This window comes from Methylobacterium sp. 142-1Y (assembly GCF_057747795.1).
This window is the reverse complement of the sequence record NZ_CM173224.1, coordinates 4947441-4960195: the sequence shown is the minus strand read 5'-3', so window position 1 is coordinate 4960195 and position 12755 is coordinate 4947441. Positions and strand designations below refer to the sequence as shown.

General features: G+C 73.0%; 14 protein-coding genes. 7 read left to right on the top strand and 7 right to left on the bottom strand.

From position 1 onward, the window contains the following. Positions 1 to 115: 115 nt before the first annotated feature. Positions 116 to 403, bottom strand: a complete 288-nt coding sequence (locus tag AC3AOF_RS22755; RefSeq protein WP_236988754.1) for a GlsB/YeaQ/YmgE family stress response membrane protein — start codon at positions 401 to 403, stop codon at positions 116 to 118. A gap of 192 nt (positions 404 to 595) precedes the next feature. Between AC3AOF_RS22755 and AC3AOF_RS22750 the strand changes: the two genes are divergently transcribed. Beyond that, positions 596 to 1027 (top strand): PRC-barrel domain-containing protein, encoded by a 432-nt coding sequence (locus AC3AOF_RS22750; RefSeq protein WP_236988755.1) that lies wholly within the window; start codon positions 596 to 598, stop codon positions 1025 to 1027. Positions 1028 to 1061: 34 nt separating this feature from the next. Here the strand turns inward: AC3AOF_RS22750 and AC3AOF_RS22745 are convergent, their stop codons facing one another. The 4 genes from AC3AOF_RS22745 to AC3AOF_RS22730 all read right to left on the bottom strand — a co-directional run bounded on the left by AC3AOF_RS22745 (position 1062) and on the right by AC3AOF_RS22730 (position 4499). After that, the gene (locus tag AC3AOF_RS22745; RefSeq protein ID WP_488346576.1) at positions 1062 to 1388 is read right to left on the bottom strand and encodes a lipid-A-disaccharide synthase N-terminal domain-containing protein; all 327 of its coding nucleotides are present in this window, start codon (positions 1386 to 1388) and stop codon (positions 1062 to 1064) included. A 4-nt stretch (positions 1389 to 1392) separates the two neighbouring features. Beyond that, entirely contained in the window at positions 1393 to 2172 is a 780-nt protein-coding gene (locus tag AC3AOF_RS22740; RefSeq protein ID WP_488346575.1) for a glycosyltransferase family 2 protein, read from the bottom strand. 29 nt (positions 2173 to 2201) lie between these two features. Then, entirely contained in the window at positions 2202 to 3932 is a 1731-nt protein-coding gene (locus AC3AOF_RS22735; protein WP_488346574.1) for an ArnT family glycosyltransferase, read from the bottom strand. A 138-nt stretch (positions 3933 to 4070) separates the two neighbouring features. Beyond that, positions 4071 to 4499, bottom strand: a complete 429-nt coding sequence (locus AC3AOF_RS22730; RefSeq protein ID WP_236988757.1) for a hypothetical protein — start codon at positions 4497 to 4499, stop codon at positions 4071 to 4073. Between the two features lie 217 nt (positions 4500 to 4716). On the opposite strand from AC3AOF_RS22730, the gene AC3AOF_RS22725 reads away from it, so the two are divergent. From AC3AOF_RS22725 to AC3AOF_RS22705, 5 genes are all read left to right on the top strand, one after another. Beyond that, a complete protein-coding gene (locus AC3AOF_RS22725; protein WP_236988758.1) occupies positions 4717 to 5799 on the top strand; it encodes an ABC transporter ATP-binding protein in 1083 nt (360 codons plus the stop codon). Between the two features lie 213 nt (positions 5800 to 6012). Beyond that, positions 6013 to 7581, top strand: coding sequence for a phytoene desaturase family protein (locus AC3AOF_RS22720; protein WP_236988759.1), 1569 nt, complete (start codon positions 6013 to 6015; stop codon positions 7579 to 7581). Next, positions 7578 to 8018, top strand: a complete 441-nt coding sequence (locus AC3AOF_RS22715) for a DUF2141 domain-containing protein (RefSeq protein WP_488346573.1) — start codon at positions 7578 to 7580, stop codon at positions 8016 to 8018. The genes AC3AOF_RS22720 and AC3AOF_RS22715 overlap by 4 nt, the downstream gene beginning before the upstream one ends. A 62-nt stretch (positions 8019 to 8080) precedes the next feature. Continuing rightward, complete coding sequence (locus AC3AOF_RS22710) at positions 8081 to 9049, top strand: ABC transporter ATP-binding protein (protein WP_488346572.1); 969 nt, start codon at positions 8081 to 8083, stop codon at positions 9047 to 9049. Further along, entirely contained in the window at positions 9046 to 10257 is a 1212-nt protein-coding gene (locus AC3AOF_RS22705; RefSeq protein WP_488346571.1) for an ABC transporter permease, read from the top strand. Before AC3AOF_RS22710 ends, AC3AOF_RS22705 begins: the two co-directional genes overlap by 4 nt. Before the next feature lie 28 nt (positions 10258 to 10285). Here the strand turns inward: AC3AOF_RS22705 and AC3AOF_RS22700 are convergent, their stop codons facing one another. Further along, complete coding sequence (locus AC3AOF_RS22700) at positions 10286 to 10660, bottom strand: hypothetical protein (protein ID WP_488346570.1); 375 nt, start codon at positions 10658 to 10660, stop codon at positions 10286 to 10288. 205 nt (positions 10661 to 10865) lie between these two features. On the opposite strand from AC3AOF_RS22700, the gene AC3AOF_RS22695 reads away from it, so the two are divergent. After that, positions 10866 to 12134 carry an O-antigen ligase family protein gene (locus tag AC3AOF_RS22695; RefSeq protein ID WP_488346569.1) on the top strand — a complete coding sequence of 423 codons (1269 nt, stop codon included), beginning with the start codon at positions 10866 to 10868 and terminating at the stop codon, positions 12132 to 12134. Positions 12135 to 12239: 105 nt separating this feature from the next. Here the strand turns inward: AC3AOF_RS22695 and AC3AOF_RS22690 are convergent, their stop codons facing one another. Further along, positions 12240 to 12416, bottom strand: a complete 177-nt coding sequence (locus AC3AOF_RS22690) for a hypothetical protein (RefSeq protein WP_236988764.1) — start codon at positions 12414 to 12416, stop codon at positions 12240 to 12242. Between the last annotated feature and the right edge of the window lie 339 nt (positions 12417 to 12755).

The window sequence follows — 12755 nt, the reverse complement described above, 5'->3', positions numbered from 1 at the left end:
GCGCGGCGCGGCATCGATGGTGGCCTTCGCAAGGTCCGCGAAGGCGTCCGGCACGAGGCGTGCCGGCGCCCGGTCGGGCTGGGCCGTCGCGCCAAGGCGCTTCGGTCGATCCCGGTCAGTAACGCCGCTCGCCCCGGACCGCCCGCACCACCGCGATGATGATGACCGCCCCGATGGTGGCGGAGAACAGGTTGCGCCAGAACCCGAAGATCGGGATGTGGAACTGCGCCGCCAGGAAGTTGCCGACCACGCCGCCGATGATGCCGAGCACGATGTTGCCCAGAAGGCCCATGCTGGAATTCATGAAGCGCTCGGCCAGCCAGCCGGCCAGCGCCCCGATGACGATGGCCATCAGGAGGCCGACGCCCGGCTGCCCGAGCGCTCCGTACACGTGACCGTCCATGCTGTTCCCCTGTCTCGCCGCCTCACGCGGCCGAAGGCCTCTAGATGGGGGCGGCGTGGCCGTGTTGCACCGGGCCGCCCGCCGCGATCACCGTAAAACATGACGATGGGGAACCCTGCCGGCGCACGGTCGTTCTGCGCAGGACCCGCGCCACCCCACGGGCGCGGGCCCCGCTGAAGAGAGTTCGTTCCCATGACGCTGAAGACCGCCCTCGCGACGGCCGCCCTCCTGCTCGCCGTCGGCCAGGCCCAGGCCCAGACCGCGACGCAGCCGGAGGCGACCACCGGCGGCATGACGACCCAGCAGGTCAAGACCGCCACGGTGCAGTTCGTCACCCTCCAGCCGACGGCCGCGGTGACCTCGCGCATCCTCGGCACCAAGGTCACCAACGCCCAGAACGAGTCGATCGGCGACATCGCCGATCTCGTGATCGTCGACGGTAAGACCGTACAGGCTGTGATCCTCGGCGTCGGCGGCTTCCTCGGCATCGGCGAGCGCTACGTCGCGGTCAGCCCCGACAGCGTGACCCTGACCCGGGACGGCGACACCTGGAAGGCGAGCGTGAACGCCACCAAGGACGACCTGAACAAGGCTCCGGCCTTCGACTACAAGAAGAAGGGCTGACGCGCCCGCGCCCCGGGCCTGCCCGGGGCGCCCCTCACACGCCCGTGCCGCGCCGCTCGCGGAACACCAGGGCGAGGTTGCGCAGGTAGATCACCGTGCCGAGGCTCTGGCCGAGGATGAAGACCGGGTCGCGCCGGTAGAGCGCGTAGCCGAGCAGCACCGCCGAGCCGCCGAGCGACAGGAACCAGAACGAGAGCGGGATCACGCTGCGCCCGGCCCGCTCGCTGGCGATCCACTGGACCAGGAAGCGGGCGGTGAACAGCCCCTGCCCCACCAGGCCGATCAGCAGCACGAGATCGACCGGGCCGGTGAACAGCGACCAGAAATAGGCGCTGAGCCCGTGCATGATGTCGGCGACCATCGGGCTACTCCGCCTTGCCCTGCACGACTTGCTTGCCCTGCACGACTTGCCCGCCCTGCTCGACCTGCGGCACCCGGCGCCGGCGGCGGATCAGCCACCACACCCCGGCGAGATCGAGGATGCCGACCCAGAGCCGGTCGAACAGGCCGTAATTCGAGCGCCCGGTGAAGCGCGGCCGGTCGACCACGTCGCCATGGACGACGGAAAACCCCTCGCGGGCGACGAGGGCCGGCATGAAGCGGTGCAGCGCGTCGAAATACGGCAGGCGCAGGTAGACCGCCCGGCGGAAGACCTTGAGGCCGCAGCCGGTGTCCCGGGTCGCGTCCTTGAGGATGCGGCCGCGCACCCCGTTGGCGATGCGCGACTGGATCATCTTCCGCCGCCCGTCCTTGCGGCCGACCCGCTGGCCTTGCGCCAGACCCGCCCCGGGGCCCGCCGCGGTCAGCGCCGCGACGAGCGCCGGAATGAAGGCCGGGTCGTTCTGGCCGTCGCCGTCGAGGGTCGCCACCAGGTCGCCGCGCGCCGCCAGCACCCCGGTGCGCACCGCCGCGCTCTGGCCGCAGCTCTCGCGGTGGCGCAGCACCCGCAATTCCGGATGGCGGGACTGCGATTCCGACAGCGCCGCCGGGGTAGCGTCGGTCGAGCCGTCATCGACGTAGATGATCTCGAACGGGCGCAACGGGGTGCAGGCCGCCGCGATCTCGGCGACGAGGGGGGCGATGTTGCCGGCCTCGTTCTTCACCGGCACCACGACGCTGAGGCGGATCGCCTCCCGATCGGACATGGCGTGGGTGCTTTCTGGCAGGGTCTGGATCACGGCGTCACCGCATAGGCCGACAGGCCGACCGGCTTGCCGCCATTGATGTTGAAGCCCGTCACGCGGCCGACCGGCCGGGGCGGGGTCGCGCCTTCCGCATCCGCGAAGGCCTTGGCGAAGCGATCCTCGACATAGACGAGGCGGCAGCCGCCCTGACGCAGGAAGGCGGCGGCCTCCTCGCCGGAATCGAGCATCGCGAGGTCGGTGCCGATGAGGAAGACCAGGCTCGGCTCGCGGTAGCCGAGGGTGCCGACCTTCGGGTTTTGGCACGGCAGCGCGTCGCGGATCGCGGCGAGCCGCGGCGAGACCTTGAGGGCGGCGAGCGCCGGCTGGGTGAGCCCGAACACCGCGGGCCCCAGCAGCGCGCCGGCTAGCACCGAGACCGCGAAGGCGCGCTCCGGGAACCCGTCCACGAAGGCGCGCCAGGCGAGGAACGCCACCGCGCTCGCGGCGAGGAGCAGCGGCAGCCCCGCCCACGGGATCACCACGTCGAGGCGCCAGGCGGCGAGGCACAGGCCCACCGTGAGGCCGGCCGGGATGAACGGCACCAGGAGCGCCACCCAGCGCGCGCCCGGCCGGTCGCGGTGGACCGCGCCCCGGGCGACCGCCGTGACGGCGAGGATCGCCAGCGCCGAGCAGAGCGGCAGCACGTAATGCGGCAGCTTGGTCGGCACCGCCTCGAAGACCAGCCAGGACGGCAGCACCCAGGCGATCAGGAAGGCGACCCCATCCTCCCGACGGTTGGCCCAGGCGAAGGGCAGCGCCATCGCCGCGAAGGCGGCGGCGGGCCAGAAGGTGGCGAAGATGACCAGCAGGTAGGTGCCGGGCGGGGCCCAATGCTGGGTCTGGGCGGTGCCGACCTTGCCCAGCATGTCGTGGCCGACCGCCTCGCCGTAGAAGGCGGCGCCGCTCTTCAGCGTGATGGCGACGAACCACGGCGCCACCAGGACCAGCACGAGGATCAGGCCGAGGCCCGGCCGCAGCCGCTTGAGCCAGGCGCCGGAGCGCACGGAGACCGAGAGGCAGAGCGCCGCGAGGCCGGCGAACATCGGCACCATCGGTCCCTTGACGAGGATGCCGAGCGCCACCGCGAGCCAGAAGGTCAGCACCGTCGGCATGGGGAGCGGGGCTTGCGGCAGCCGCAAGGCTGTGGCGCGGGTCAGCCAGGCCCGGGCCAGCCCCCCCATGGCGGCGACCGCACAGGCCGTCAGCAGCGCATCGGTCTTGGCGAGCCGCGCCTCGGCCGACAGCATCACGCTGGCGCCCACCAGGGCGGCGGCGAGGACGGCCTGGCGCCGCGGCAGGAAGGCGAGCGCGGCCCAGTAGCTGAGCAGCACCGTGGCGAGCGCACCGATCAGCGAGGGAATGCGGTAGAGCCAGATGGCGGTACGGGCGCCCGGCACGCCCAAGGCCTCGCCGGCGGCGACGACTGCGCTCTGGGCCCAGTAGATGCCGACCGGCTTCTTGTGCCGGGCCTCGCCCTGGAAGCGGATATCGACGAACTCGCCCGATTCCAGCATCTGCTTCGAGGCCTGGGCGAAGCGCGGCTCGTCCCGGTCCATCGGCTGGAGCGAGGCGAATCCCGGCAGGAAGCAGACCAGCGACAGGACGACGAGCAGCGCGCAAGCCCGCCCGTGGCTGCGCGCCCCGAGATCGAGGAGGCGCTCCGCGAGACGACCCACGGAGGCGGCGCGGCCGGGGCGGCGCCCGGCGGCAAGGCTCGTCAATGCACAGCTCCGACCCGGGAGAAACCGACGCGAACGGCGCCGGTCGCGGCGGGCGCCCGTGTCGGTGATCCGGTCCGGAAAGTCAATTTTTGCTCGGAGGAGCGGCGTGCCGGCGTCGGCGCGGGCGGCCGCGCGCCCTCACGCCATCTCGAACAGGAACCCGTCCCGGGCGGGAATCGGCACCGACAGGCTCACCCCGCGGGAGGCCCGCGACAGGCGCCAGGGGCGCTCGCGGCCGGCGCGGATCGCCTCGGAGGGACGAAGGCGGCGGGTGGCGCCGTCCTCGCCGACCTCGTCGATGGTGAGGAAGCCGTAGACGAGCAGGCGCGAGGCCAGCAGCTTGGTGTCGCGGTCGCCCGCCGCCACCGGCAGGGTGCCGGCCTCGTAGACCGTGTCCATCAGGCTGCGCTGGTCGCGCCGCGCGGCGGCGATCCGGGGGCTGGGGGCGAAATCGTGGTCGAGGCCGTGGCTCAAGTCGTGGCTCGCTGGCGCCGCCCGCTCCTTGCGCCGGAACGCCACCACGGTGCCGCCCTCGGCATGGCTCCTCTCACCCGACAGGTTACGCATACGCCCGATACCCTTCGCGACACATCCGCCGCCTCCAAAGGGGCCGCGGCGATGTGCAGGATTCGATGAATCGGCTTAACGCCCGATTGACCCTGACAGGCTGCGTCCCGTGCCGGATCGGTGCAGGCCGACGTGCCCGGCTCGGCGCCCTCGCCCCTTCCTGCCGGCGCGTGTATGAGCGCGACGCCCGCGTGGAAGACCCCGAAGGAAACGCCGCATGACCGAACCGGCCCCCTCCCGCCCGGCGCCTGCCTTGGCGCCCGCCCTGGCGGTGGAGGACCTGGCCTGCCGCTTCGGCCGGGTGCAGGCCCTCGCGGGGGTCTCGCTCACCGTGCGACCGGGCGAGGTGATGGCGCTGCTCGGCGATTCGGGCTGCGGCAAGAGCACCCTGCTGCGGGTGGTGGCCGGGCTCGAGGTGCCGGATTCCGGCACGGTGCGGCTCGACGGGCGCCTCGTCGCCGGCGACGGCGCGCGCGTGCCGCCGGAGGAGCGCGGCGTCGGCCTGATGTTCCAGGACTACGCTCTGTTCCCCCATCTGACGGTGCGCGAGAACATCCGCTTCGGCCTGAAGGGCCAGCCCCCCGCCGCCCGCGAGGCCGCCGACGAGCTGCTGGAGCAGGTCGGCCTCGCGGGCCATGCCGGCTCCTATCCCCAGACCCTGTCGGGGGGCGAGCAGCAGCGCGTGGCCCTCGTGCGGGCGCTCGCGCCGGGGCCGCGGCTGCTGCTCCTCGACGAGCCGTTCTCCAACCTCGACCGGCGCATGCGCGACCGGGTGCGGGAGGACACCGTGGCGCTCCTGCGCCGCACCGGCACCACGGCGCTCATGGTCACGCACGACCCCGAGGAGGCGCTCGCGGTGGCGACCCGCATCGCGCTCATGCGCCGCGGCCGCATCGTCCAGGTCGCCACCGGGGAGGCGCTGTATCGCCGCCCCGAGAGCCTGTTCGCCGCCCGCTTCCTCGCCGATGCGGCCGAGATCCCGGCTCGGGTCGAGGCCGGCCGGGCCGGGACACCCTTGGGCGTCGTGCCGGCCTCGCACCTGCCGGAAGGGGCCATGGTCCGGGTCTGCCTGCGGCCCGAGGCCCTGCGGGTCGCGAGGCCCGGCGAAGGCATACCCGCGCAGGTCGTGCGCCGCACCTTCCTGGGGGCGGCGAGCGTGCTGCATCTCGGGGTGCCGGGCCTCCCGATCCCGCTGCGCGCCCGCCTGCCTGGGCCCGGCCTCTACGGACCGGGCGACGCTGTCGGGGTGATGCTGGTGCCGGAGGCAATCCTGGTCCTGCCCGACGACGAGGACGGCTGAGACGCGATACGGGGCCGCTTCGAACGGGCCCCGACCCATCGTCGGCGCCGACCCCGACCGCTGCGCCTCCGGCCGCACTCGCGCACGACACCGGAGAAAAAATTCACTCCCGTCCCCACCGCGACAATGCGCAGCCATTGCCGGCTTACCGCCGCGCGCCACAACTAGGCCATAAGCACGGGCGACCGTTTCGGTCTGGCAGGAGGTGGAGCGTTGTTGCAGCCGCGGGATGGGTACCGCACCCTGTCGGGGCGGCGGGCGGTGGTGGTCGGGGCGGGGCCGGGGGGCCTCGCGGTGGCGCTGATGCTCGCTCGCGACGGCGTGCAGGTGACGGTGATCGAGAAGGAGGAGAGCGTCGGCGGGCGCACCCGCACGGTCACGGCGCCGGGCGGCTACAAGTTCGACATCGGGCCGACCTTCTTCCTCTATCCCCGCATCCTGGCCGACATCTTCGAATCCTGCGGCGAGCGGCTGGAGGACCACCTCACCCTCGAGCGGCTCGATCCCCAGTACCACCTCGTCTTCGAGGGCGGCGGCGAGATCAAGGCGACGCCGGACGTCGAGCGGCTCGAGGCCGAGATCGCCCGCATCGCGCCCGACGACGCGAAGAACGTGCGCCGCTTCCTGAACGACAACCGCCGCAAGCTCGCGGCCTTCATCCCGGTCCTGCAGCAGGCCTGCGACTCGATCCGCAGCTTCGCCTCGCCGGCGATGCTGGCGGCCCTGCCGCTCCTGCGCCCGCACGCCACCGTCGACCGCGACCTGACGCGCTACTTCAAGGACCCGCGGGTCCGCCTCGCCTTCTCGTTCCAGACCAAATATCTCGGGATGTCGCCGTTCCGGTGCCCGAGCCTGTTCACCATCCTGAGCTTCCTCGAATACGAGCACGGGGTCTATCACCCGGTGGGCGGCTGCGGCGCGGTCTCGGAAGCGATGGCGGGGCTTGCCCGCCGCCTCGGCGTCGAGATCAAGCTCGGCACCTCCGTCGACCGGGTGCTGTTCGAGGGCAAGCGCGCCGTTGGCGTCGAGGCCGGGGGGGAGCGCATCGCCGCCGATGCGGTCGTCATCAACGGCGACTTCGCCAAGGTCGTGCCCGAACTGGTGCCGGAAGTTCGCCGGCCGCGCTGGCGCGACGCCAAGGTGGCGAAGGCCCGCCTCTCCTGCTCGACCTACATGCTCTATCTCGGCATCGACGGCCCGATGCCGGAGAGCCTCGGCCACCACACCATCCTGCTGTCCGAGGATTACGCCCGCAACATCCGCGAGGTCTCCGACGGGGTGCTGCCGATGCAGCCCTCGATCTACGTCCAGCATGCCGGCTACACCGACGGCGGCATGGCCCCTCCCGGCCAGACCAGCCTCTACGTGCTGGTGCCGGTGCCGAACCTGCGCGCCGGGATCGACTGGGCGGCGGTCGGCCCGTCCTACCGGGCGCTGGTGCTCAAGCGGCTGGAGAAGCTCGGGCTCACCGACATCGAATCGCGCATCCGCTACGAGCGCGTCGTCGACCCGACCCAGTGGCGCGACGAGTTCGCGGTGCACGAGGGCGCGACCTTCAACCTGTCGCACGATCTCGGGCAGATGCTGTATTTCCGGCCCCACAACCGCTTCGGGCCCGGGCTCTACCTCGTCGGCGGCGGCACCCATCCGGGCTCCGGCCTGCCGGTGATCTACGAGGGCGCGCGCATCACCGCGCGGCTGATGGCCGAGGATCTGGCCCTGGAGCCGGCCCCCGCCCGCGGGATGCCGCTCGCCGCCCCGAGCCTCGGGGAGGCCTCGTGAGGCGCGCGCCGCTTGCCGCCGCCCTGGCCGCCGCCGTCTTGGCCGGCGGGCTGACCGCCGCGGCCGCCGCGGCCGACCTCTCGGTCGAGGTCGACGGGGTCGAGCCCGGCGCAGGCCGGATCTTCGTCGCGCTCTGCACCGGGTCGCTCGCCGAGGAATCCTGCCGCATCGGCCAGAGCGGGCCGGCCGCGGCCCAAAGCCTGCGCTTCGGCTTCACCGAGGTGCCGCCGGGCACCTACGCGGTGGCGGCGTTCCAGGACCTCGACGGCGACGGGCGCCTCGGCCGCACGGGCTTAGGCCTGCCGACCGAGCCCTACGGCTTCTCGAACGGCGCCGGCCGCCGCGGCCGCCCGGATTTTGCCGCCGCCGCCTTCCGGCTGCCCGAGGCGGGCACCGCCTTGCGGGTGCGGCTCACCCGCGCCCTGCCGGCCCGGTGACTCGAAGCGCGGTGGCGGCACTCCCTCGGAATGCCGCAAAGCGCTGCTGTAGTGACGGGATGATGCCCGATCCCGCGGCGGAGATCCGCGACCTCGCCTTCTCGTACCGGAACCACCGGGTTCTCGTCTCCGTCGACCTCGCGCTCGCGCGGGGCGAGACCGTGGCTTTGCTCGGCCCCAACGGGGCGGGCAAGACCTCGCTGATGCGGCTGCTCGCCGGGCGCCTCGTCCCGAGCCGCGGCTGCGTGCGGGTCCTGGGGCGTGATCCGGGGCGCGAGGCCGGGGTACGGCGCGCCATCGCCTGGGTGCCGCAGGAGATCGCCCTCTACCCGCGGCTCACCGTGCGGGAGAACCTGGAGGTGTTTTCCCGCCTCATGGGCCTGCCCCGGGCGGCGCGGGCGCCGGCGGTGGTGCGGGCGCTGGCCCGCACGGGGCTCGAGGAGGTGGCGGGCCGCCTCGTCGGCGTGCTCTCCGGCGGCTACCAGCGCCGGGCCAACATCGCGGCGGCCTTGCTCGCCGAGCCCGCCCTCGTCCTCCTCGACGAGCCGACGCAAGGCGTCGACCAGGCGGCGCGAGCGGCGATCCACGCGGTGCTCGAGCGCCTGCCCCGGGCCGGGGCGGCGGTGCTGATCGCCACCCACGACTTCGCCGAGGCCGAGCGCCTGGCCGACCGGGTCCTGGTGCTCCAGGACGGTGCTCTTCGCCTCGACGGGCGCCTCGCCGACCTGCTCGCCGGCATGCGGGCCGGTCCCCCTGAGCACGAGGTCGCCCTGTCGGAGGCCGCCGATCCGGCGGCGGCCGCCGCCCTGCGCCAGGCCGGCTTCCACCCGGCCTCGCCGTTGACCTGGCGAACCGGGAGCACTGTCGCGGGCGGGCGCGACGGCGCCGCCCTGCTGGCGCACCTGCGCCGCCAGGGCGTCCCGGTGCGGGAGATCCGGGTGCGCGAGCCGGGCCTCGACGGGCTCTACCGCGACGTGACGCAGGCGCCCCCGGCCGATCCCGTCCGGGCGCCCTTCGGAGTGCCGGCATGATCGTCGCCGCGTTCCGGGTGATGCTGCTCACCCTGTGGCGCGACCGCGCCGCCCTGGTGATGGCCTTCGTGCTGCCCACCGTGATCTTCTGCGTCTTCGCGGCGATCTTTTCCGGCGCCGTCGGCGAGCGGATCCGCATCCAGGTCGGGCTCCTCGACCAGGCCCGCACCGCCACCACGGCGCGCCTCGTGACCGCGCTCCAGGCCGATCCGGCCCTGCGCACCACGCTCCTCGACGGCGATCCCGTGTCGGCGGTGCGCCGGGGCGAGGTCGACGTGGCGCTCGTGTTGCGCGGCGATCTTGCCGCCGGCAGCAGCGTGACCGACGCGCCGATCCTCGTCGTCGAGAGCCCGGCTCGCGCCTTGGCCACCCCGATCGCCCTCGGACAGGTGCAGCGGGTGCTCAACGAGGCCCTGCCCGACGTGGTGCTGTCGCGGGTCGTCGCCGATGTCGAGCGCACCGGCAAGATCGGGCCGGACGAGCGCGCCTTCCTCGATCGTGCCTTCGCGGAGAGCCGCGAGAAGCGCGAGGCCTTCTCCTTCGCCGCCCTGATCGCCCGGACCTCGACGGCGGAGGGCGGAGACGGCCAGGCCGGGGGCAATGCCCGCGTCGCCTATTATGCCGGCGCCATCGCCGCGGTGTTCCTGCTGTTCGCCGCCATGCAGGGCGCCCTCTCCCTCGTCGAGGAGCGCCAGTCCGGCATCGCCGACCGCCTCGCCGCCGCACCCGGCGGCCTGCCGGTGGTGGTGCTCGGAAAATTCCTGTTCCTGGTACTCCAGGGCACCGCGCAAGGCGCGCTGATCTTCGGCGCCGCCGCCCTGTTCTACGGCGTCTCGGTCGGGCCGCACGCCGTGCCCTGGCTCGTCACCGGGGTTCTGGTCGCCGCCATGGCGGCGGGCCTGGGCCTGGCCGCCTGCGCGGCGGCGCGCACCCGCCAGCAGGCCCATCTCGTCTCGACCTTCGGGGTGCTGCTGCTCTCGGCGGTCGGCGGCAGCATGGTGCCGCGCTTCCTGATGCCGCCCTGGCTCCAGAGCCTCGGCTGGCTCACCCCCAATGCCTGGGCGATCGAGGCCTACCAGGCGGCCCTGTCCGAGGGTGCGGGCGCGGCGTGGCCGGCTTGGGGCGTGCTGGCGGGGCTGGCCGTGGCGGGTTTGGGCGTGGCCTTGGCCCTCACGGTGCGGCCGTCGCCCGGGCCGGCGCGGGCGTGAGGGGGAGGTCGATGCCTCCCCGCGCGCGTCAGCCCTTCAGCCGCTTGTTGCACTCCGAATAATACCCGCCGCCCTTCGCGATCCAGTTCATGCCGCCGTTGCCCGCGCCGCCGGCCGCCTTGTTGGCGTTGTACTGGTCGAGGCAGGTGTGCTGGCGGGCGCTGCCGGCCGGTTCCTTGGCGTATTTCGGCGCGACCGCCGTGGGGTAGATCGCGGTGCCGGCTGCGGGGGCTTGGGCTGCGGGGGCCGCGGGCTTGCCGGGAATCGCGGGCGGGTTCGGCGGCGCCGGGTTCGGCTTCGCCGCGCCGGGGCCGAACGGGTTCGGGGCCGGCGCGGTCGTCTGGGCGTGGGCCGGGGCGGCGAGCGCGCCGAGGAGGAGCAGGGAAGCGAGGGAGAGGCGCATCGTCGATCGGGTGTCCGGATTCCGGGGGCGCCAGCCTAGCAGCAACGCCGCTCGAGGGCGACCTGTGACGCAGCGACATCCGCCTCGGGCGCGCGCCCGCTCCGGCCTACGCCTTGCGGAGGAGGCCTCTCCCATTTGCGGCGCTCCGCTGAAGCGCCGGGGCGGCTAAGCAGAACGGCCGGAAGGCAGCCCGAGGGGAAGGCCGATGCTGATCGCCGCGAGCGCCCTGTTGATCCTCTTCGCCTGGTTCGCCGGGCCGCGGCGCTTCGTCGAGGCGGTGCTGCTGACGCGCTCGGCCCTCGATCCGGTGTTCAACCTGACCAAGGTCGGCGGCCTCGAGGATATGGGGGTCGGCGCGGCGGTGAACCTCGCGGTGCTGGTGGTGGCCGCCGCCTGCGTGGCGACCCGGCCGCGGGTGAGCCCGGGCCCGACCCTCGTCCTGTGGGGGCCGCTCCTCCTGGTCTGCCTCGTCTCGTCGCAAGTGGCGCCCGATCCCGGCGCCGCGATCCGGCTCATGATGCTGCTGGCGACCCATGCCGCCTTCTGCCTGCTGGCCTTCCATGTCGTCCGCGACCTCGCCGACCTGCGCCGCTTCCTGCTTCTCATCGTCGCCGGCTCGATCGCGCCGACCCTCTATGCGGGCCTGCAACTCGCCCTGGGTTGGGCGGAGTTCGGGGACGACGGCACCCGGGTCTTCAGCAGCTTCCCGCACCCCAATATCTACGCCTTCTACCTGATGACGATCCTGGCGGTCGTCCTGACGCTGCTCGCGGGCAAGAATTTCGGGATGGGCCCGCGGCTGCGCCGGGTGCTGGCTCTCTACGTGCCGGTCCTGCTCGCGCTGATCCTGCTCACCAAGACCCGCAGCGCCTGGGCCGGGGCCGGCCTGATCCTCGTCACCCACGGGATCCTCTTCGACCGGCGCACCCTGCTCTACTTCCTGGGGCTACCGGTGGCGTTGCTGGCCGTGCCGGAATTCGCCGAGCGCCTCGCCGACCTCCAGCAGGGCAACACCGCGGATGCCTACGAGAAGCTGAACTCCTACGCCTTCCGGATCCTGCTGTGGCAGGGTGCCATGACCTGGTTCTGGGAGCGCCCGCTCTTCGGGTGGGGCCTGTCGAGCTTCGGGCACTACGTGGCGCAGTTCTTCCCGCTGCCGCTCGAGAACGACACGATCGATTCGCACAGCGTCTACGTGCAGTTCCTGTTCGAGACCGGCGTGATCGGCCTGGTCGCCTATCTCTGGCTCTACGCGCGGGTCCTCGTCATGATGGGTCGGCTGATCGCCCGCGGCCAAAGCTGGGCCTGGATGATCATGGCGATGACGGCCGGATACCTGTCGATGGCCTATTCCGACAACATGCTCTATTACTTGGTGCCGACCTGGTACATGTGGTTCGTCCTCGGCGGCGCCTGCGCGGTGCTGGGGCGGCATCGGGCGGTCCGGCGGCACCCGGTGGCGTTGCCGGCCTGAAGGCGGCCTCAGCGCAGGTGGAAGGCGATCCACAGCACCGCGACCGCGACGAGACCGGCGGCGGCAAGGCGCGCCAGGCGCGAGGCGGTGGGCGTCACCGGCCCCTCACTCGGCCGAGCGCCGGACCGCCGCGCCCGCGATGATGGTGGCGAGCGCCGCGGCGCCGAGGCCGTCCTGCAGCGCCCGTACCGGCTCGTCCGGCATCGCCAGCCACCACAGGGCGGCCGTGGCCGCGATGCACACGGCGACGGCGCCGAGGATGCCCTTCTCGATCGCGCTCAAGACCCGCCTCCGCTCGTCGGGCGCGACGCGCCCCGTCCCTCTGCCCACCGGTCCCCTACGCCAAAGGTCCCTCTGCGCCAAGCCGCGTGGCTTGGACATGCCCGCCGGGGGCTTGGACATGCCCGCCGGGGGCTTGGACATGCCCGCCGGGGGCTTGGACATGCCCGCCGGGGGTCTGGCCGGCACCCGCCGGGCGTGACGCAGCTTTGCAACGGTCGTCTCGCCGATTCCGATGTTCGATCTTGCCGGCGCTCCCTCCGCGCTCGGCGCGGATTGAATTCCCCGGTCGCATGGTGGATTTCAACCAGAGATGATTCGGCGCGGCCGGGTCACGGTGCC

Bases quoted from the DNA above. Each gene is read 5' to 3' on its own strand.
- AC3AOF_RS22755 (WP_236988754.1), bottom strand. From the start codon at position 403: ATGGACGGTCACGTGTACGGAGCGCTCGGGCAGCCGGGCGTCGGCCTC.
- AC3AOF_RS22750 (WP_236988755.1), top strand. From the start codon at position 596: ATGACGCTGAAGACCGCCCTCGCGACGGCCGCCCTCCTGCTCGCCGTC.
- AC3AOF_RS22745 (WP_488346576.1), bottom strand. From the start codon at position 1,388: ATGGTCGCCGACATCATGCACGGGCTCAGCGCCTATTTCTGGTCGCTG.
- AC3AOF_RS22740 (WP_488346575.1), bottom strand. From the start codon at position 2,172: ATGTCCGATCGGGAGGCGATCCGCCTCAGCGTCGTGGTGCCGGTGAAG.
- AC3AOF_RS22730 (WP_236988757.1), bottom strand. From the start codon at position 4,499: ATGCGTAACCTGTCGGGTGAGAGGAGCCATGCCGAGGGCGGCACCGTG.
- AC3AOF_RS22725 (WP_236988758.1), top strand. From the start codon at position 4,717: ATGACCGAACCGGCCCCCTCCCGCCCGGCGCCTGCCTTGGCGCCCGCC.
- AC3AOF_RS22710 (WP_488346572.1), top strand. From the start codon at position 8,081: ATGCCCGATCCCGCGGCGGAGATCCGCGACCTCGCCTTCTCGTACCGG.
- AC3AOF_RS22705 (WP_488346571.1), top strand. From the start codon at position 9,046: ATGATCGTCGCCGCGTTCCGGGTGATGCTGCTCACCCTGTGGCGCGAC.
- AC3AOF_RS22700 (WP_488346570.1), bottom strand. From the start codon at position 10,660: ATGCGCCTCTCCCTCGCTTCCCTGCTCCTCCTCGGCGCGCTCGCCGCC.
- AC3AOF_RS22695 (WP_488346569.1), top strand. From the start codon at position 10,866: ATGCTGATCGCCGCGAGCGCCCTGTTGATCCTCTTCGCCTGGTTCGCC.